This window comes from Halomonas sp. DP3Y7-2 (assembly GCF_019800795.1).
In the GTDB taxonomy this organism is placed as follows: domain Bacteria; phylum Pseudomonadota; class Gammaproteobacteria; order Pseudomonadales; family Halomonadaceae; genus Halomonas; species Halomonas litopenaei_A.
Map to the genome: position 1 here is coordinate 448,123 of NZ_JAHVKJ010000007.1, position 20,148 is coordinate 468,270.

Here is a 20,148-nt window from a genome sequence, read left to right on the forward strand (position 1 = left end):
AACGACGACATACCGACGAAGCGTATCCAGGCAACCCAGTGGCCATCTTGGCCGTCACTTACCGGACGGCAGTACCGACCCGGCGTGATGTCGCAAGGTAACGAGCGTGATGTCCATGGGGCTGGTGCCGGCGCAGCGTGTCAAGGTTGTGCCGATTGGGCCATGGATCGCGCGATTGCCGTGATCATGGCCTGCTGGGCGAGGCGTCGGGTTCAGGGGACACACGATGGATGTGATGCCGCGGTGCAGTTGGTGGATCGGCAATCCAGAGGGGGACGCCGGTCATCTGCTGAAAGGCTTGCAGAGCAGTGGATGGCAGATGCATCCCCTGATCACCCCCTTGTCCGATTGCCGGTTACAGGTAGATGATCCTTGCCAGGTAGGAGTGATGGTGCTGGGGGATCTGTCCAGCCATGATCTCAGGCACCTGGAGCCGCTGATTCTCAAGAGCGAAAGGCCCTGGATTGCGGTGGGCTCGGAAGAACAGATAGGCGATGCCGACAAGCGCCGTATCATGGCCCATCTCAGCCATTCGCTGGTGTCACCCCAGGTCGATATCTTGCGTCTGTCGATTCTTCTGGAGCATGCGTCAGAGCTGGCGCGCCTGCAGCAGCGCGATCGAGAAGAGCAGAGCATGTCGACCAGCGCAGAAGATTCCGAATACGAGTTTGTCGGCACGACCCCGGTCATGTGGAATCTGTTCAAGACCATCCGCAAGGTCGCGGTGGTCGATGCGCCTGTCTTTATCAGCGGGGAATCCGGCACCGGCAAGGAGCTGACCGCCCAGGCCATCCACGAGCGCTCGGCCAGGTCACGAGAAGCGTTCCATGCGATCAACTGTGGAGCCCTGCCCGAGCATTTGATTCAGTCTGAGCTGTTCGGTCACGAAAAGGGCGCATTCACGGGGGCCACCCAGCGCAAGATTGGACGCATCGAGGCCGCTGACGGGGGCACCCTGTTTCTCGATGAGATTGGCGACTTGCCCTTGGAGCTGCAGGTCAACTTGTTGAGATTTCTGGAGATGCGTTGCATCCAGCGTGTCGGGGGACTCGACGATATCCCCGTGGATGTGCGCATCGTGGCGGCGACCCATGTCAATCTGGACCTGGCGGTCAAGGAGGGGCGCTTTCGCGAGGACCTCTACCACCGTCTTAACGTGCTCCAGGTCAAGGTGCCTGCGCTGCGGGAGCACTCCGAAGATATCGAGATCCTGGCGCGGTTCTTCTTCGAACGCTTTTCCAGCGAAAAGGCCTCCTGTCTGAAAGGCTTTTCCCGCGAGGCGCTGTCGGTGATGCAGCGCTACCACTGGCCGGGCAATGTGCGTGAGCTGATCAACCGGGTGCGGCGGGCCATGGTGATGTGCGAAAACCGGCTGATTCAGCCGGAAGACCTCGGGATCGAACGTCGTGGCCTGAACAGGCACCAGATGACCCTGGAAGAGGTGCGTGAAGAAGCCGAGCGGGATGCCCTGCTCTCGGCGCTGGGGCGCAACAAGTACCGGGTCAATGCCGCGGCCAAGGAGCTGGGAGTCTCTCGAGTGACGATCTATCGCCTGCTCGACAAGCACGGTATTTCCCGATCCCCGCCCCAGGAGGCCGCCTTCTCTTAGGGAGGCGGTGCCCCTTTTCTCGCCTGAAGCTGTCGATTCCTTAACCCCATGTCGGTGGACAGTGAGGCCACACAGGCGCTGTCTAGCCGTTTTCCCATGCCCCGCGCCGACATGACTGTCCCGGCGTTCAAGGGTGACACTGGCTCAGGGCCGATACCCTGCAAGGCCCCGCGATGGCGGGGCCTTTGCGTGTCTGGCAAGCCACTTTCTCCCGAGGTTGACCTGCTGATACCGCCCCCCAGGTGGAGGTCGCGAAGTGAAGGCCGTCCAATGGCGGCCATGTAGTGAAAGCCAGGTAGTGAAAACCTGCTAGTGAAAGCCAGGTAGTGAAAGCCATGCAGTGAGCTGAAGTGAGCCTGAAGGGGCTCGAAACAGAAACTGTATCGTGAGTGAAACAGCATAATTGCATCCCGCCTCATGTCCTTCGATTCTTTTTTTATCCAATAAAAACAGTTACCTGTCGATGGCTTTTGGTTCTCGGAAGGCATTGGACAGCATATCGGCTGCCCATGAGTACACCCTTGCTGACGCGGGGGCGACGTTGGCGTAACGCATGCCAACAGCCTGTTCACCGGTGTGTCGATTTTTTTTCCTGTGCGCTGAAACCTACGATTTGTGCGGGTTCGCGTGCACTCCCTTCCTGTTCAGCTCCTGGCGTTTGGCCTCGGCGAGCTCGGTCACGCCCAAGGCTGTACCAGTCCTGTTACTTATCCCTTAAATCCATTTAAAAACAATGGATTAAATCTCATTTTGTGCAGGTCCTTCAGGTGGTGTCTCGGCTCGTTGTATCAGCCAGTTAACAGTTTCCGACAGCGTGGAATATAAAAGTTATTAAATATCAATGGTTTAAAAGTTGGCACGCCATTTGCTCTGTACTTGGCGAGGAGCAAAGGGGCGCAGGGATCAACATCCGCAGGAGATGCCGACATGAACCAGATGATCGCGAAAGGCCGAATTCAGTTTCGCTGCGTAGCCAGCGCGATCATTGCGACCGCTGCGCTAGCCGCGGCAGGTCAGGCCCAGTCCGACAACTCGCTGACGGATGCGACCCAGGTATTCGCCACTCCGATAGAACAGCACATCGTCAATGACGGAGCGCTGGACCAGATTCGCGGACGCTTTGTTCCCGACACAGCAATAGACGCTGACGGCGTCATTCTTTGGGACGAGCGTCCAGGGCGCGGCGCAGGGGGCGGTGGCGGCGATAGCAGCCATCGTGTCGCCAACGGCCTGAACAACCGGCAGAGCGCCACCGTCACTACGCAACGGGACTGGTGATCACCATGGGACACCTGAAAATCAACGAAGGGCAGGGGATGGAAGCAGGGCAAGGGGGCGGCGTGGCCGTGGCCTGCCAGTGGCGTGTGATGCTGGCAGCTGCAGCAGTGGCGGCTCTGACCGGTGTGGGGACCGGTCAGAGTCAGGCTGCCGAGCTACGCCCTGGGGTCCAGCCGGGTGAAATCATCGTGCTGCGAGAAGTCGAGACAGCACCCTTCGGATACGTCAATCGCGACAGCGGCCCTATCCGAGCGCGGGCTGACCTGATGCGCAGCAGCAATATGGCGCGCAGCGCGACCGGTAGCGTCCACAGCCGTATGGGAGGCGTCACCGCCATCGTTCTCGACGATACCCGGGCCGCGAGCATCAGTGCCGGCGTCGGGCAAGGCATGAACCAGATGCACCGCGCCCTAGGCACCGGCACCCATCTTGGCAGTGGTGGCGTCGGCTCGAGCAATCGAGTGGCGACATCCGTAGGCGGCGGATCCACCGGTGGCAGCGTGATCGGAGCCACCTCAGGTATCGCCAACACCGTCACCGGGGCGCTGGCGCCCCTGACCGGCGGGAGGCGCTGAGCATGCTGACTCAACAACTAAAGCCTGCGATGGACGCCTCAGCCGAGATGTCAGAGTTGTCCTCCATACCGCTGCGGCTGACACGGGTGGTGATGTTCGCCACGGCCCTGGGCCTGGTGATGGTCAGCCCGGATTCGGCCAGGGGGCAAGACCTGGGGGTGCTGAGAAACAGCAGCGTCATCAGTGGACAGGCGCTCAGCGGTGTCAGCGGTGTGACGTCGGCCAATCTGGCCGCCGGTAGTCAGAATCTTCAATCCAGCAGCGGCTCACTGGCAACCGGTGACGCTGCCACGATCAACAATCGTCTGGTGCAGCAGGTGCGCATCGACGAGCGACTCGCCGACATGGAGGTAGGGACGGCCATCAGAGAAGGGGCCTTTGGGCAATCTTCCGGATGGATGTCCGTCAACCAGACGGCGGGAGTAGGCAACCTTCAGAGCAACAGCTTCGGCATGGCTCTGGGGAGCACGGTCAGCGGCCTGAGCGACGACAGTCTGCAACAGGTGCTGGCTCCAAGGCAGGGGCTGAACGGGGGGGACGGCAGTGACTCCAACGGCGTGACCCGCAATCTCGACATTGACGAGAGCAGTTTTGCGGGGGCCAGAGGAGTGATTCAAGTCAACCAGTCAGCCGGCACGGGGAACGCCACTCGCAATAGCTTCAGCTTTCGCTTCAACCAATAGCGTCAAGATACGAAGCAAAGGGTGACGTCAATAACAGCAGTGAATAGGCAGTACGGTTCATTCAGGAGAACGACCATGAAAACTTTCCAAAAAGCTCCGCTCGCTCTGGCCATCTCTGCACTTCTGGCCGCGCCCGCGGCAATGGCGGAAAACCGTTTCGACACCGATTCCTACATGGATTCCGACGTCAACAACCGCTACGACGTTCATATCAAGAACGACTCCCACACCTACAAGCGCCTGGGCGCCCTGGGCGGGTCGATCTTCTATGATCCCAACTACTCTGGCGCGACTGTGGATAGCAAGCAGTTCAGCGACGACAACGAAGCCTCTCAGAGCCTGACCAAGAACAATGCCACCCTGGGCAGCGGTGCCCTCCAGGGCGCCTCGGGTAACGTCGGCGTCAACGTGGCGGCCGGTGACAACAACCAGCAGGCCAACGATGCCGCGCTGTCATCTTCTGACGCCGCCACCGTGTTCGGCCAGTCTGCGTCGTTCTCCTTCCAGTCCGCCTCCAACAACACTACCGACATCAGCGCTAGCCCGAACAATGCACGCATGGGCACCAACGCGCTGCGTAATGCCAGCGGTAATGTGGGTGTCAACGTGGCCGCCGGTATCGGCAACGCCCAGCACAACAGTCTGGCCGCGTCGGTCAACACTGCCAGCGGCAGCGCCGATGCCACATCCGGCGGCGTCCAGGCCAGCTTTGGCAACACCTCTATGACAGGCGGCGAAGTCGTGACTCTGACCAACACCTCTGCCTATCTCGAGAAGACCGCACTGCGCGGTGGCTATGTGGGTGGCGGTCGCGGCTCCTACGAAGGTGACTGGGCACAGACCAACGACGTCTATCCGGAAATCTGGCAGGGCGGCGCTGGACACTCTGGTGGCGAGGTGCTGTGGGGCCACATCGACTTCGACGACAATGGTCCGACCATTGGCGGCCTGAAGAACGAAGGCAAGTTCGAGGGTGAGGAAAGCGGCACTCTGAGCTTCCGCGAGCGCGGCCGGATCAGCCTGGGTGGCGTCTCCGCTGGCTTCAGCATCGATACACGCCAGCGCCTGGTCTACCAGGAAAACAACGCCTCTCTCGGCACCAACGCCCTGGCCGGGGCCACCGGCAACATCGGCGTCAACATCGCCGCTGGCGGCGGCAACATGCAGCGCAACTCGCTGTCCATTGCCTCCAGCATGGGTGGCACCTCCATGGGTGGTGGCGGTGGCGAGAACTAAGCCAACATCACTCGCGTGATACTCCCCGGCCCTTGCGGGCCGGGGTTCTTTCACCACGACGTTCAGCACGAAGGGAGACCGACCATGACGCTGCCACGCTGGTCGCTGGCCACGGCAATCGCCCTTGGCCTGGCACTGCCCGCCCTCGACGGGCACGCCGCCACCATCCGCCTGGGCGGCATTGTGCCGGGGACGGTGATCAACAAGGACGTCCAGTCCATCCGTGAACGTCGCTACGAGAACCTGGTGGAGCAGCGCACCGACTTTTCCTGTGGTGCCGCGTCACTGGCCACGCTTCTCAAGTACGCCTACCAGATGTCCGATACCACCGAGCACGATGTCCTGGCGGGCATGCTCGAGGTGGCCGATCTGGAGCTGGTGCAGCAGCAGGGCTTCTCTCTGCTGGATCTCAAGAACTATGTCGAGACGCTGGGTCTCAGGGGCCGCGGCTATGAAGTCGATGGCGACACCCTGGACCAGGTATCGATACCGGTGATCGTCCTTTTGGACCTCAACGGATACAGACACTTCGTGGTCATGAAGAAGGCCAGCGGGGATCGCGTCTACATCGGCGATCCGGCGTTGGGCAATCGGGTAATGACCCGTGACGACTTCCTGGCCGCCTGGAACAACATCATTTTCGCGGTGGTGGGAGACGGTTTCGACCGCTATACCGCCTTGCTGGATCCGCGCCAGCCGTTGACGGCGCATCGTATGAAGGACGTGTTTTCTCCCGTATCACGCGAACAGATGATCGACTTCGGTTTCCGTCACGCCGAGCTGTTCTGACAACAACGATCACAAAGCGGCAAGGCTCTGCGGCGTGGTGAGGCGCCGTCGATCAGGGGGCACGAACATGATGGGACAGGACAAGGGAACAGGGGCAGGCAGGGGCGCCATGCTGTTGGCGCTGGCGTTGTCCCTGTCGATACCGGCGGCACAGGCCGCCACCACCGATTTCACCACCTTTGAAGGCTTCGCCAGTGCACGCCAGCTTTCGGATAACGAGCTTGGCGTGCAGCGAGGCCGTTTTGCCGACAAGGGGCGGCTGATGTTCTTTGGCGTGCAGATGGTCAGTGAGTGGCGCACCGCCGCCGGTGACCAGCTGGCCGCGGGCGCTCGCATGTTGGGGGATCTCAGCCGGCAGCAGCCCAGTGTCAGCTTTGAACCCACGATCACCGTCGTGGAAAGCCGAGCGGGTCTGGCGCGACTTGGCAATGGCGCCCGGGTGGTCGACCAGGGGACCGCCAATGCCTCCGGGGTCGTGCAGTCGATCCAGGCCGGCGGTGACTTCAACGTGGCCGCCAATGACCTGGTGATCGATGTGCTGGATGCCTCCAGCTTCAGCACCAGCAGCGCGAGTGGGGGAGGTACCCGAACCCGCCAGGTCGCTGGCAGCACCATCGCGGTGTCCGCGGTGGGCAACGACATGAGCGTGTCCATCGACATGCCGGGCATGGGCAACATTCGTCAGGCCATCGTGCCAGGCAGTGGGCTTAGTCAGGCGATTCAGCTGTCCAGCAGCCTGCAGCAGGTGCGAAACCTCACCCGGCTGCAGCTGTATATGGGCAATCAGTCCGGCGTGGGGGATCGTGCGACGCCCGGCATGCTGAGTGGAATCAAGGCGGCAGCCGCCTTGCGTTGACAATAAATGCCCGAATCGCGGTATTTAAGACTCTTTTAACGTACACATTAACTACGCTTGAGCAGGGGTGACAGGGAACTCCTGCCGGGAGAGGAGCACGGGAGGCACGCTGGTACTGGCATGCAGGTGGGCCAGGCCTCCCCCTGACGGGCGCGCCAGACGACCGGTTGCAGGTAGCCCCTCGAGAAAGAGTGAAGAACGACAAGCGACCATTTCGGGGACAAGGAGAACGACGTGAATATCGTCATCAACAGGACGCTCTGCCCGCCCCTGGCGGGCCTTTTGCTTGCCGGTGCCGCGACACCGGTTTTCGCCCAGCAGACCGTGGGTGCCGAGCAGCAGCAGGCGCTGGAGTCTCAGGAAGCCTCGCGCAGCGTGCAGGATATCTTCCGTGAGGAACACGCGCTGTTCTCGGACCGACTGACCATCGAGCCGGGCATCACCTATACCTACTCTGATCGCGACAGCCTGGCCCTACGCGGCTTTCTGGCCCTCGATGCGATCTTCCTCGGCGAGCTCAATCTGGATAATGTCGAGACCCATATCACCACGCTGGATATCAACACCCGCTATGGTTTGACCGACAGGCTGGAGGCCAGCATCAACGTGCCCTTCGTCTATCGGACGACCACCATCCAGTCCATCGGTGGCGAGTTTTCCACCGAACAGAATGTCGAGGAGGATGTCGACGAGGCCGGATTGGGTGACATCTCGGCGAGTCTGTCCTATCGCCTGCTGCCCGAGACCACGGAGCGGCCCGACGTGGTGGTGAGTCTCGGAGTGCGCGCACCGACCGGCAAGGACCCCTACGGGATCGAGATCGAGCAGGTCGACTCGGCGGGTAACCTCTCGGTGCCCAAGGAGTTGCCTACCGGTAACGGGGTCTGGGGCGTGACGGCTGGGGTCTCGGTGTTGAAGACCCTGGATCCCGCCATCGTCTTTGCCAACCTGGGGTACACCTACAATATCGAGGAAGAGTTCGACGACATTTCGGCAGGCGAGGGAGACCAGAAGGCCGAAGTGGACCTGGGGGACAGCATCAGCGCGGGCTTTGGTACGGCGTTTGCCTTGAACGAGCGCTTGAGCCTTGCGCTGTCGTATTCACATGAGTACATCCGCAAGACCGAGATCACCCCGGATGGCGGTCGCAAGACCGACGTCATCGGCAGTGATGCCAACATCGGTGTGTTCAATATTGGTGGTACCTACGCCATGTCCGACTCCACCTCGGTGGTCACCAACCTGGGCATCGGCATGACCGATGACGCCTCGGACATCAGCTTGACCTTCCGCATGCCGTTCCAGCTGTAACGGTAGTCGGATGCAACAGTAGTCGGACCCGTGACCCAGCGGCCGCCATGATATGGCGGCCGCTGTCGTATCGGCACCCTGGCATATCGACTCCCTGTCATATCCGTCTGCTGCGGTAGCGAGTGGCTATGGCCGCGGTGTGTTGTGGCGACATCGAACCTAGGATAGCCGCCGCACGCTCCGGATGGCCCTGCGGCTCGCCCCGGATGGGCGGGCGATGGCATACTAGGCGCCGAATCGAATGTCGACGGTACCCTCATGCTCAAGACCTTGGCGATAGTGCTGCTGGCACTGCTCGCCCTGCTTCAGTATCGACTGTGGCTGGGCCAGGGTGGTGTCATGGAAATGAATGAAGTCAGCGGGCGTGTGGAAGCACTGGAAGCCCAGAATCAGCCGCTGCGTGACCGTAACTCGCGGCTGAGCGCCGAGGTGGTGGACCTCAAGACCGGTCTGGATGCCATCGAGGAGCGTGCGCGCAGCGATGTCGGGATGGTGCGCACCGACGAGCAGTTCTTCTGGGTGCCCGGGGTCGAGACGGACGTCGCGCCGTCTCCCCAGCCTGAGCCAGGCAGCGGGCAGGGAGCGAGTAGCCAATGAGTGCTGCCGCTCCACGACTGTGGTTGATCGTGCCAGCCGCCGGCGTCGGGCGTCGAGTCGGGGGCGATATGCCCAAGCAATACCGGGAGGTGGCCGGGCGTCCGGTAATGGCGCATACCCTTGAACGCCTGTATCAGGCCTTTCCCGATGCCCACCTGTGTCTTTGCCTGTCGCCGGAGGATGCCTGGTTCGACCCAGCGCTGGTGCCGTTTCCACACTGGCAGCGTGTCCCAGGCGGTGCCGAGCGGGTGCACAGCGTGGTCAATGCGCTGGCAGCGATCCAGACCCAGTGCCAACCGGATGACCTGGTGATGGTGCATGACGTGGCCCGTCCCTGTGTCAGCAGCGAGGACCTGAAGCATCTGTATCAGGCGGCACTGGAGGCTACGGAGGGTGCCCTGCTGGCCTCGCCGGTGGCGGATACCATCAAGCGTGACAACGGTCAGGGGCACATCGCCGGCACCGAAGATCGTCGCGGCCTGTGGCAGGCCCAGACGCCGCAGGCCTTTCGTTTTGCGCTGTTGCAGCGCGCGCTGGGGCAGGCGCTGTCCGCCGATGGCATCGGCGTTGCGCGCATCACCGATGAGGCCTCCGCGGTGGAAGCGCTGGGCCTCTCGCCCCGGCTGGTGTCAGGACGCCGCGACAACATCAAGATCACCCATCCCGAGGACCTGCGTCTGGCAGAGCTGTTGCTCTCCAGCGCGGGCGCGCCGCGGGAAACGTAAGAGACTCATCGACTATGCTACTGCCTTTGCGGATAGGCCACGGATTTGACGTACATCGCTTTGGCGACGGCGACCATCTGATGATCGGCGGCGTGCGCCTGCCGTTTATCTACGGCTTTGTTGCTCACTCCGATGGGGACGTGCTACTCCATGCCGTCAGTGATGCGCTGCTCGGAGCCTGTGCGCTGGGAGATATTGGCCACCTGTTTCCCGATACCGATCCGGCCTGGAAGGGTGCCGACAGTCGCGACCTGCTCCGGCGCGTGATGCAGGAAGTGACCGCAGCGGGATATCAGGTGGCCAACCTGGATGCCACCTTGATGGCTCAGGCGCCCAAGATGGCGCCTCATCTCCTGGCCATGCGGGGGCACTTGGCGGAAGACCTGGGAATCGATCTCGCCGCCGTCAACGTCAAGGCCACCACGACAGAGCGCCTTGGCTTTACCGGCCGGGGCGAGGGCATCGCCGCCGAGGCGGTGGTGCTGCTGTCCGCAATCGAGGCGGTCGGTATCGACCAGCAGGGAGAGCGGGAGCGGGCTCAGGGACAGGAGCGTCCATGACCGACGCCATTGTCTGGCCGCCAGAGTGGCCTCGTTATCTGGATGATCGCCTGGGTGCACCCCAGCCGGGTGAGTACCGGCAGACGCCGGACGACTTCTTGGTCGAGGAGGACCTGGGCTTCGCGCCGGAAGGGCAGGGGGAACATCTCTGGCTGTGGATCGCCAAGCGTGATGCCACCACCTCCCGGGTCGCCTCGTCCCTGGCCCATCTATGCGGCGTCACTCGCCGTGACGTGGGGTATGCCGGCATGAAGGACCGGGTGGCGGTGACGCGCCAGTGGTTCTCGGTGCACCTGCCCGGCAAGGAGGCTCCCGCCGACCTGGAAGCGCGCCTGGCCGCCGAGGGCTACCAGGTGGAAGCGCGCGCCCGTCACCCGCGCAAGCTCAAGCGTGGCGTGCATCGCGGCAACCGGTTTCGACTGAAGGTGACGGGGCCGGTGGTGCAGGATACACAGCTGGCGGCGCGCTTTGACGCGGTCATCAAGGATGGCGTGCCTAACTACTTTGGCCCGCAGCGCTTTGGTCCAGAGGGACGTAACCTCAGCCGCGCCGTGGCGGTGCTGGCGCGAGGCTGGCGCAAGCGTGATGATCGCGATGGCATGCTGCTGTCCGCCGCGCGCAGCTACCTGTTCAACGCCCAGCTCGCCGAACGACTGCGCCGGGGAGAGTGGCGTCAGGTTCTCTCGGGTGACGTGATGATGCTGGAAGGCAGCCGCAGTCTGTTCGAGGTCGGCGCCAGCGAGGCGCTCGCAGCCACTTCAGCAGACAGCGCGCCAGCAGGCAGCCACGCAGCGAGCGCCGACTCAGGTAGTGGCGAGGGGCCGTCGGATGATGACCTGTCCCTGCGGCTCGCCCAGGGTGACATTCATCCTACTGCAGTGCTGTGGGGCCGCGGCGGAAGCCGCGCCCGGGCCGATGCCGGCGCGTGGGAGAAGGACGTGCTTGGCGCCGCCCCCGCACTGTGTCAGGGCCTGGAGAAGGCGGGCGTGCAGGCATCGCGCAGGGCCTTGCGGGTGATGCTTGGTGAGGCCAGCCTGGTGCGGGAAGGGGAGGCCGTGTGGTTGAGCTTTCGGCTACCCGCCGGTGCCTTTGCCACCGCCGTGTTGCGCGAGTTGATGACCCACCCGAGCCTGCAGTTTCGCACTGCGTCAGAGGCCACCGCAGGTGGGCGGAACATCGCTGACGAACAAGGAGATACCCCATGAGGCGACTGCTGCTATCGAACGATGACGGCGTCCATGCGCCTGGCCTTAAGGCGCTGCATGACGCGCTGGTGCCCTGCGCCAGGCTCAGGGTCGTGGCCCCTGACCGTGATCGCAGTGGAGCCAGCAACTCGCTGACGCTGTCGCGGCCGCTGTCGCTGACCCCGACCCATGATGGGTTCTACAGTGTCGATGGGACCCCCGCCGACTGCGTCTATCTTGGCGCCAATGGGGTGTGGGACGAGACGCCGGATCTGGTCATTTCCGGCATCAATCATGGCGGAAACCTTGGCGATGACGTGCTCTACTCGGGCACGGTGGCTGCCGCCATGGAAGGCAGAAACCTCGGCATGACGGCGATTGCCATGTCACTGGTCGGCGAGCACCACTTTGCCACTGCGGGAAGGGTCGCGGCGAGCCTGGTGGGAGGGCTCGAGCAACTGTCTCTGCCGCCGCGCAGCTTGCTTAATGTCAATGTGCCTGATCTCCCTTGGGAGGAGATCAAGGGCTTCCGGGTAACCCGCATGGGCTATCGTGGACCCGCCGAGCGTCCCATTGAGGCGCGAGACCCCCGCGGCCGCGTGCGCTACTGGATTGCTCCTGTCGGGGACAACGCAGACGATGCCGATGACACCGACTTTGCTGCCGTGGCGCAGGGCTACGTGTCCATTACCCCGCTGCAGACCGACCTGACGCGCCACGCCGCGCGCAACGATGTGCAGGATTGGCTTGATGCGCTCACCTGATCTCAAAGGCGTCGGCATGACCTCCCAGCGAACGCGGGACCGGATGGTCCAGCGGCTTCGCGATCAAGGGGTGTGTGCATCCCAGGTGCTGGAGGTGATGGCTAGCGAGCCGCGCCATCTTTTCCTTGATGAAGCGCTGTCGCACCGCGCCTACGAGGACACGGCGCTGCCCATCGGTCACGGTCAGACCCTGTCCCAGCCATGGATAGTCGGGCGCATGAGCGAGCTGGTGCTGCAGGAGTCTCCCCGGCGGGTGCTCGAGGTAGGTACCGGGTCGGGATACCAGACCTTGATCCTGGCGCGCCTTGTCGAGGAACTCTGGTCGGTGGAGAGGATCAATGCTCTGCATCGCGTGGCGGCATCTCGACTGCGCCTGCTGAAAGCCCACAACGCCAGGCTGCGGTTGGCCGACGGTGGGCATGGCTGGCCGGAAGCGGCCCCTTTTGATGTCATCCTGTTGACCGCCTGTGCCAGCGAATTGCCGGAGCCCTTGCTGTCACAGCTGGTCGATCAGGGGGTACTGATCGCTCCGTTGGAGGGGCAGGACGGACAGCAGTGGCTGACGCGGGTGCGCCGCCATGGAGAACGCTATGAATACGAACGGTTGGAGCCGGTGCGCTTCGTGCCCTTATTGGAAGGAGTGATTCGTTGAAACATTCGCTTGGCCTGTTCCTGCGAGGGGCGGGAATGGGGGCGGCAGATGCCGTACCGGGAGTCTCGGGGGGCACGATTGCCTTCGTCACCGGTATTTATGAAGAACTGATCCACACCATCAAGCGTTTCGGCCCGAGCGCTTTCGGTGCGCTGCGTAGCGGTGGCCTCAAGGGGCTGGTGGTTCATCTCAACCTGAGCTTCCTGCTTCCGCTGATGGCGGGCATCCTGGCCAGCCTGATCACGGTGGCCCACCTGGTGGTATGGCTGCTGGACGCGCACCCGCTGTTGCTTAATGGCTTCTTCTTTGGCTTGGTCGCGGCCTCCGCGCTGGTGGTGGGCAAGCACCCTGCCGACTGGCGCTGGTGGCACATCTTGCCGCTGGCGCTCGGGCTGGTGTTGGCCCAGGCTCTGCCGTCGCTGATGCCGCTGGTCAATGCCTTGGGCACGCCGGCGCTGGTGCTGATCGTGGGCGGTGCCATCGCCATCAGCGCCATGCTGTTACCCGGGGTTTCCGGCAGCTTCCTGCTGCTGAGCATGGGCCTCTACGATGTCGTGATGCAGGGGATACGCGGATTCGACATTCCGCTGCTGGGACTGTTCGCATTGGGCTGTCTGATTGGCCTGTTCACCTTTTCCCGGGTCCTGTCCTGGCTGCTGCAACGTCATCACACGGCCACGCTGCAACTGCTGGTAGGATTTATCGTGGGTTCACTGCCGATTCTGTGGCCGTGGCGCGAGCTGACCCGCTATCAGCTGGGATCCGATGGCCAGGTCATACCGCTGGACTACCGCTATCTGGCGCCCTGGGATTATTCTGCGGTTACCGGAGACTCCGCGCAGTTGGTGGGGGTGACCGCGCTGGCTATCTTCGGCATGCTGCTGGTGATCATCGTCGCCAGGGTCGGAGACACCTCAGCCACTCGCAAAGACACTATCGCCGGCCGCCACTAGCGGACTGCCGACAAGGAGACATCACACGATGCACAAGATTTTCGTCATCTCCAGCCTGGCTTTGGCCCTGGCAGGCTGTGCCAATCAGCAGGGCGCCAGTCAACCGGTTCAGGTCCAGGACCTGTCCTCGGCCAGAGCGGCCCAGGTGCCGGCTCAGTACACCGTGCAGTCCGGCGACACGCTCTACGGTATCGCCTGGCGGCATGACATGGATTTTCGTGAGCTGGCACGTCTCAATAACATCACACCGCCCTATCGGATCGACGTCGGCCAGACGCTGCGCCTGTCCGCCGATGGCTCCCAGGCAGGAGGCATGGCGGCCACCGGTGCTGTCGCCAGCGCCAACGAGGGCGCCGTGGCCACGCCATTGGGCCAATCCACTCCGGCCAGCCAGCCCTCTGGTGAAGATCTCGAATGGCTGTTGCCGGACGGCAGCACGGAAACGGTCAGCAATGGCGCTGAGCAGGTATCGTCAGCGGCCGTGCAGGGCGCTGCCGGTGTGGCGGGAGCCAGCGCTGGCAGCCCGGGTCCTGTTTATGACTATGACAGCCCCGGAGCCGAAGGCCTGAGCGACAGTGACCAGGCCGAGCGGGCCAGACGCGAGGCCGAGGAGTCGGTGGTGGCCGCCGCCGATGAAGAGGCGCGTGAGATGTCTGAAAATAGCGAATCTGCACAATCTGGCTCGGCCAGTGAAGCGGATTCCAGCACTGCTCAAGCCGCCTCCGAGGAAGCGTCCAGCAGCGGCTCCGGTAGCGCTTCAGCCAGCACCACGCGTACCTACACGCCAGTGGACGAGGTGCCCTGGCAGTGGCCTGCCGATGGCCAGGTGGTCAGCCAATTTGGCGAAAGTTCAAGCATCACCGCTGGCATTGATATCGGCGGTCAAAAGGGGCAACCTGTCAGAGCGGCGGGTCCAGGCAAGGTGGTCTACGCGGGCAGCGGTGTAAGGGGCTATGGAAAGCTCATCCTGCTCAAGCACAACGACGAATATCTCAGTGCTTACGCCCATAACGACAGCCTGAAGGTCAGCGAGAATGACGTCGTCGAGGCCGGTCAGGTGATCGCCACGATGGGAGACAGCGACGCCGAGGATGTTCGCCTGCACTTTGAAGTGCGCAAGGATGGCCAACCACAGGATCCGACGAAATATCTTCCTTCCCGTTGAGAAACTCCACGTTTCTCCCGGATGAGCGTCACACAATAATAATCTTTGGCGTTGATCGTGGAGGTTCACGACAACGCCGGGTCGCAACCACGGGGTAGTTATACGATGAGCATGCTTGAACGGGACCTTCAGGATGTGAACCTCGATACCGTAGACGAGGCCGATGATGACGCTGTCGAGGATGTGACAGACGAGGCCGATGACATCGAGGACGCCGATGACGATTCCGAGGCCTTCGAGAAGGCTCTGGGCCGTGAGGATCGCTACGCGCGCCAGAGTCTGGATGCCACCCAGATCTATCTGAACGAGATCGGGTTCTCCCCGCTGCTGACGCCCGAGGAAGAGGTCTATTTCGGGCGATTGGCGCGCAAGGGAGACCCCCAGGGGCGGGCTCGCATGATCGAGTCCAACCTGCGCCTGGTCGTCAAGATCGCGCGCCGCTACCTCAACCGTGGGCTGACGCTGCTCGACCTGATCGAAGAGGGCAACCTCGGCCTGATTCGCGCTGTCGAAAAGTTTGACCCCGAGCGCGGCTTCCGTTTCTCGACCTATGCCACCTGGTGGATTCGCCAGACCATCGAGCGGGCACTGATGAACCAGACCCGCACGATTCGCTTGCCCATCCACGTGGTCAAGGAACTCAATATCTACCTGCGCGCGGCCCGTGAGCTGACCCAGAAGCTGGATCACGAGGCGACCGCCGAAGAGATCGCCGAGCATCTGGACAAGCCGGTGGATACGGTCAAGAAGATGATGGGGCTTAACGAGCGCGTATCCTCGGTCGACTACCCGATGGGCGGCGAGAGCGACAAGCCCTTGATCGAGACCCTGACCGATGACAACGATCAGGGGCCCGAGTCGACGCTGGTGGATGGCGACGTCAAGGCCCACGTCGATCATTGGCTGGCCGAGCTGACCGAGAAACAGTGCGAGGTCGTGGTACGTCGCTTTGGCCTGCGCGGGCACGAGGCGGCAACCCTGGAGCAGGTCGGTGAAGAGATTGGCCTGACCCGGGAGCGAGTGCGCCAGATTCAGGTCGAGGCACTCAAGAAGCTGCGTCGCATGCTCGACAAGCAGGGCCTGTCCCTGGACGCCATCTTCGAGTAAGCCGAGTCGCTTGACGCCGCCGGATGGACGGCGGTTGAGCGAAGAGATCGCTCAGTGAACGCCAGTGCGGCGTGGAAACATCAACCGACTTGCTCAAGCGCCGGGCGCTGCTCTGGATCACTCCAGATGCACTCCCGGCGTTTTTTATGGGATTTTTCTAAAGAGCTCTATTTGTTGAGAAAGAACAGCTAGGCACACAGGATTTAATGGCGTTTAATGCCATGAAATGGCTCCGAGTATCGAGCATAATGTGGTGGCGAACCATCCCTGAATCCTGTCATCGGAGCCCCCATGTCCCGCCCGCTCATCGCCCATATCGACCTGGACGCCTTGCGTCATAACTACCGTTTGGCGGCCGGGCTTGCTCCCGACAGCCTGAGTGTGGCGGTGCTCAAGGCGGATGCCTATGGTCACGGGGCGGTGACCTGTGCCAAGGCGCTGGCGGGCCTGGCGCCGATGTTCGCTGTGGCGGCGATCGAGGAGGCCATGGCACTGCGTGAGGCCGGAATTCGCGAGCCTATCGTGCTGCTCGAGGGAATCTTCAGCGCCGATGAGCTGGCGCTGGTGGAGTCGCTGGAGCTGGGTATGGCCATTCACAGTGACTGGCAGCTCGAAGCGGTGCTGGCCTGGCGGCCGGCCAGGCCGGTCATGACCTGGCTGAAGGTGGACTCCGGCATGCATCGGCTCGGCTTTTCTCCCGACCGCGCCGCCGCCGTGTGGAAGGCGCTCAAGGCGGCACCTGAAGTGGTGAGGGACTTGCATCTGATGAGTCACTTTGCCACCGCCGATAGTCGCGACGACCGCTACTTCGCGCAGCAGCGAGAGATCATCATGGCGCTCGCGGAACAGCTTGATGCTCCGCTGTGCGTGGCCAACTCTCCCAGCATTCTGGCCCACGTCGAGGCCCACGGGGCGATCAACCGGCCCGGGGTGATGCTGTATGGTTCCGATCCCCTCGAACAGGCCAATGACGCCAGCCAGCAGCTGTCTCCGGTCATGACGCTGCGCAGCGAGATCATCGCGGTGCGCGAACTTGGCGCAGGTGAACCGGTTGGCTACGGCGGCCGCTTTGTCACTTCTGCGCCGACTCGCATCGGTGTGGTGGCCTGCGGCTACGGTGATGGCTACGACCGACACGCGGTAGATGGCACCCCTGTGCTGGTCGATGGTCAGCGCTGTCGTCTGGCGGGCAAGGTATCCATGGACATGATGACGGTGGACCTCACCGACATGCCTCAGGCCGATATCGGCAGCGAGGTGGTGCTGTGGGGGCGCAGCCAGGCGGGTACTGTGCTCTCCGTGGATGAGGTCGCGACCTACTGCGATACCATCAGCTATACCTTGCTGACCGGGGTGCTGCCCAGGGTGCCCAGGCGTTACAATGGCGGCCATATCGACTGACGGCCTGCCTCCGTTGGTCGCCTGGACCGACCGACGAGGGATCGCATGTCAGAGGACACATCGACCAAGCCACGCTACTGGACCCAGCCCCGCTACTGGCCGACTTACCTGGCGATTGCCGGCATGCGTGTCAGTGCCTGGCTGCCTTGGCGGGTCAAGCTCGGGCTTGGGCGCCTGACGGGGCTTGCCGCCTGGCGCTTTGCCAAGCGCCGTCGCCAGATCACCGAGACCAATATTCGTCTGTGCTTTCCCGAGCTGGACGAGGCGGCCCAGGCCCGCCTGGTCAAGGACAGCTTCATGGCCAACGGTATCGGCATCTTCGAGACCGCGACGGGCTGGTGTCGCGATCCCGAGCACCTGCGCCACCGCGTGACGTTCAAGGGCCAGCAGCATATGGCTCGGGTCGAGGAGGCGGGGAAGGGCGCGCTGATCATCGGCATTCACTTTTCCACGCTGGATCTTGGCGGTGCCCTGCACTCGCTGTTTTTCCCCGCCGATGTGGTCTACCGTCCCCATGACAACCCGGTATTCGAACGCTTCATGACCCGGGCGCGCAACGGCATCTTTGGCACCGCCATCGACCGCCATGACTTGCGTGGCGTGGTGCGTCGGATCAAGACGGGGCACCACGTCTGGTACAGCCCTGATCAGGATTTCGGCCGCGATGCCAGCGTGTTTGCTCCCTTCTTTGGCGTCGAGGCGGCGTCGATCAAGTTGACCGCCAAGATCGCCAAGATGACCGGGGCGCCGGTGATGCCGCTGATCTTCCATCGCAATCCCGACGAGCGGACCTACAGTCTGGAATACCTGCCACCGCTGGATAACTTTCCCAGCGGAGATGAAGTTGCCGATGCGGCCCGGATCAATCAGGTGATCGAACAGGCGATTCGCCGTCACCCGGAGCAATATCTGTGGATGCATCGACGTTTCAAGACCAGGCCCAGGGGCGAGGCCAAGATCTACTGATTCGATAGGCTTTGTCCGAAAAGTCGACGAGCGAAGGTTAGACAAGGCAAAAATCGGTGAGAAAGCGCAGTTTACGAGGTGTAAATGAGCATTTTGATGCGATTTTTAACGCCGGATCACCAAGCGCAGGCACTTTTCGTAGAAGCCCTAGGCAGGCTAGCCAGGACAGTGCCCCTGGCCGGCAGCCCTCGCCTCACGCAATCTCATGCAGTCGCGCCGTCAACTGGTCCCGAACCGGGGCCATGTCGAGGCGGTGGGCCCCTTGATCCAGCCGCTCGAGAACGAACGTCAGGTCCATGCGGTGGGCGCTGTCATGAGCCAGCGCCTGGCCAACTCTTTGTGTCATCAGTTGCAGGGTCTCGAGATGATGAGGTTCTGCAAACAGCGATAGCGACTTCAATGACTTGAGCAGCCCCAGGAGAATGCTCTGGTCGTTTGCTCCGTAGTGCAGCAGGGGCACGAAGAGGCGATGCAGCAGGCTATCGAAGCGTTCCACCGGCCAGCAGACCCTGCGCCTGCCCTGGGCATCGACCAAGGTGTTGGCGGGTTGCCAGGACATGTAGCGGCATAGCAGATCCGTCATCCTATGCAGGCAGAGCCTGGCGGTCCCAGGGTCATTGATACCCGGTGACAGCGCCTTGATGGCGACCTCCATCATCTGGGTCATGCCGTGCACGAAGTGCTCATCAATGGATTCGCCGTCGAGGTAGGTCAGCGTGGCAAGCACCTCGCTGCACCACTCCTCGTTGGGCGCATCGTCGCATTCCAGAATCATGATCGGCGTGCCTTCCACCACGTAGTCGCCAAAGCGAAAATCGAGGTGCAGGGTGCCACCGATGCTCTCCGCCAGCGCTGCCAGGCGCTCGAGATTGGCGTTCTGCACGTAGCCGGTCATCTGGGCCCTGAGGGGATGCCACGACCCCTGAGCGGGGGCGCTGGCGGGCAGATACCGCCAGGGGTCTGAGGCTTCGGTCTGACGCTTGCGCTCCATGCTGCGCTGGGTGGCGGCATGCAGGCCGGAGATCACCGCGTCGACCTGGATCGACTGCGAGGCGTTATGGATGAAGTAGACGAACAGTGCCAGGCAATGCAGGACCATGGCGCAGGCCAGGTACAGAGCCAGTGATCGCCAGGCGGCCTCGCCTTCATCGACCTCCGGGACGATCAGCAGAATCAGGATGAACAGGATGGTGCCGAGATAGTGGCCAAGCACCCACTGATTGGCGCGCTCGGTCACCAGGCCGAAGACCAGCTTGTGGGAGAAATTTCCGCCGGCCTGGGAGAGCACGGACATGACCATCGAAAAACTGAATACCATCAGCGAGATCATGCCCCCCAGCAGCGCAGCCAGCAGCGATTGAGCACTTCCTGGCGCGGTCAGGCTCAAGCGCTGAATGACGTCGGGCAAGGAGGTATCGCTGATGGGCGGCATCAATGCCAGCAGGCCGAGTGCGCCATAGATCAAGGCAGATAGTGTCGGCAGATAGGCGATGCTGGTGTAGAAGGCACGCAACAGGCGCACTGGATTCAGACTGACAGATGACATGGAAGCGTCCCGGCGGATCCTTGGTATCACCTCGGCGTCAGGACGAGGCAATGATGCATTTACCCTGACGTTTATGGCGCCGGAAGGGGGGAGCTGGCAAGCGCTATCTGTTTCAGGGGGAGTGAGCGCTCAAGGCAGGGGGCGTTGCAGAGGCCGTGAGCCGGTCACAAACAGCGACGCCACCGGAGCTA

At 62.5% G+C, this 20,148-nt stretch carries 20 protein-coding genes; 19 read left to right on the forward strand and 1 reads right to left on the reverse strand.

Translation table 11 applies throughout. The annotated features are described in order from the left end of the window. Positions 1-235 precede the first annotated feature (235 nt). The 19 genes from KUV45_RS08965 to lpxL all read left to right on the forward strand — a co-directional run bounded on the left by KUV45_RS08965 (position 236) and on the right by lpxL (position 18,411). Positions 236-1,609: a sigma-54-dependent Fis family transcriptional regulator gene (locus KUV45_RS08965; RefSeq protein ID WP_224851989.1), complete on the forward strand. Its 1,374-nt coding sequence runs from the start codon at positions 236-238 to the stop codon at positions 1,607-1,609. Positions 1,610-2,536: 927 nt separating this feature from the next. Beyond that, entirely contained in the window at positions 2,537-2,887 is a 351-nt protein-coding gene (locus tag KUV45_RS08970; RefSeq protein ID WP_206941231.1) for a hypothetical protein, read from the forward strand. Between the two features lie 5 nt (positions 2,888-2,892). Further along, a complete protein-coding gene (locus KUV45_RS08975; protein ID WP_222162772.1) occupies positions 2,893-3,462 on the forward strand; it encodes a hypothetical protein in 570 nt (189 codons plus the stop codon). Between the two features lie 2 nt (positions 3,463-3,464). Continuing rightward, positions 3,465-4,145, forward strand: a complete 681-nt coding sequence (locus KUV45_RS08980) for a hypothetical protein (protein ID WP_222162773.1) — start codon at positions 3,465-3,467, stop codon at positions 4,143-4,145. Positions 4,146-4,220: 75 nt separating this feature from the next. Further along, complete coding sequence (locus KUV45_RS08985) at positions 4,221-5,381, forward strand: hypothetical protein (protein ID WP_222162774.1); 1,161 nt, start codon at positions 4,221-4,223, stop codon at positions 5,379-5,381. An 84-nt stretch (positions 5,382-5,465) separates the two neighbouring features. After that, complete coding sequence (locus KUV45_RS08990; protein ID WP_206941223.1) at positions 5,466-6,170, forward strand: C39 family peptidase; 705 nt, start codon at positions 5,466-5,468, stop codon at positions 6,168-6,170. A 67-nt stretch (positions 6,171-6,237) separates the two neighbouring features. Beyond that, on the forward strand, positions 6,238-7,026 hold the full coding sequence (locus tag KUV45_RS08995) for a hypothetical protein (protein WP_222162775.1): 789 nt from the start codon (positions 6,238-6,240) through the stop codon (positions 7,024-7,026). A gap of 234 nt (positions 7,027-7,260) precedes the next feature. Further along, a complete protein-coding gene (locus KUV45_RS09000) occupies positions 7,261-8,337 on the forward strand; it encodes a transporter (protein ID WP_224851990.1) in 1,077 nt (358 codons plus the stop codon). Positions 8,338-8,595: 258 nt separating this feature from the next. Then, complete coding sequence (gene ftsB, locus KUV45_RS09005) at positions 8,596-8,934, forward strand: cell division protein FtsB (RefSeq protein WP_206941219.1); 339 nt, start codon at positions 8,596-8,598, stop codon at positions 8,932-8,934. Further along, entirely contained in the window at positions 8,931-9,659 is a 729-nt protein-coding gene (ispD, locus tag KUV45_RS09010; protein ID WP_222162776.1) for a 2-C-methyl-D-erythritol 4-phosphate cytidylyltransferase, read from the forward strand. Before ftsB ends, ispD begins: the two co-directional genes overlap by 4 nt. 26 nt (positions 9,660-9,685) lie before the next feature. Further along, on the forward strand, positions 9,686-10,219 hold the full coding sequence (ispF, locus tag KUV45_RS09015) for a 2-C-methyl-D-erythritol 2,4-cyclodiphosphate synthase (protein WP_308126704.1): 534 nt from the start codon (positions 9,686-9,688) through the stop codon (positions 10,217-10,219). After that, the gene (truD, locus tag KUV45_RS09020; RefSeq protein ID WP_222162778.1) at positions 10,216-11,424 is read left to right on the forward strand and encodes a tRNA pseudouridine(13) synthase TruD; all 1,209 of its coding nucleotides are present in this window, start codon (positions 10,216-10,218) and stop codon (positions 11,422-11,424) included. Before ispF ends, truD begins: the two co-directional genes overlap by 4 nt. Next, entirely contained in the window at positions 11,421-12,167 is a 747-nt protein-coding gene (gene surE, locus KUV45_RS09025) for a 5'/3'-nucleotidase SurE (protein WP_222162779.1), read from the forward strand. Before truD ends, surE begins: the two co-directional genes overlap by 4 nt. Then, on the forward strand, positions 12,154-12,819 hold the full coding sequence (locus KUV45_RS09030) for a protein-L-isoaspartate(D-aspartate) O-methyltransferase (protein ID WP_206941207.1): 666 nt from the start codon (positions 12,154-12,156) through the stop codon (positions 12,817-12,819). The genes surE and KUV45_RS09030 overlap by 14 nt, the downstream gene beginning before the upstream one ends. A 35-nt stretch (positions 12,820-12,854) precedes the next feature. Further along, entirely contained in the window at positions 12,855-13,772 is a 918-nt protein-coding gene (locus tag KUV45_RS09035; RefSeq protein WP_222162909.1) for a DUF368 domain-containing protein, read from the forward strand. A gap of 28 nt (positions 13,773-13,800) precedes the next feature. After that, the gene (locus tag KUV45_RS09040; RefSeq protein WP_222162780.1) at positions 13,801-14,937 is read left to right on the forward strand and encodes a peptidoglycan DD-metalloendopeptidase family protein; all 1,137 of its coding nucleotides are present in this window, start codon (positions 13,801-13,803) and stop codon (positions 14,935-14,937) included. Between the two features lie 111 nt (positions 14,938-15,048). Next, positions 15,049-16,044 (forward strand): RNA polymerase sigma factor RpoS, encoded by a 996-nt coding sequence (gene rpoS, locus KUV45_RS09045; RefSeq protein WP_206941780.1) that lies wholly within the window; start codon positions 15,049-15,051, stop codon positions 16,042-16,044. A 291-nt stretch (positions 16,045-16,335) separates the two neighbouring features. Next, positions 16,336-17,445: an alanine racemase gene (alr, locus tag KUV45_RS09050; RefSeq protein WP_222162781.1), complete on the forward strand. Its 1,110-nt coding sequence runs from the start codon at positions 16,336-16,338 to the stop codon at positions 17,443-17,445. A gap of 45 nt (positions 17,446-17,490) precedes the next feature. Next, positions 17,491-18,411, forward strand: a complete 921-nt coding sequence (lpxL, locus tag KUV45_RS09055) for an LpxL/LpxP family Kdo(2)-lipid IV(A) lauroyl/palmitoleoyl acyltransferase (RefSeq protein ID WP_222162782.1) — start codon at positions 17,491-17,493, stop codon at positions 18,409-18,411. A gap of 193 nt (positions 18,412-18,604) precedes the next feature. Here the strand turns inward: lpxL and KUV45_RS09060 are convergent, their stop codons facing one another. After that, positions 18,605-19,957, reverse strand: a complete 1,353-nt coding sequence (locus KUV45_RS09060) for a DUF2254 domain-containing protein (protein ID WP_206941199.1) — start codon at positions 19,955-19,957, stop codon at positions 18,605-18,607. Between the last annotated feature and the right edge of the window lie 191 nt (positions 19,958-20,148).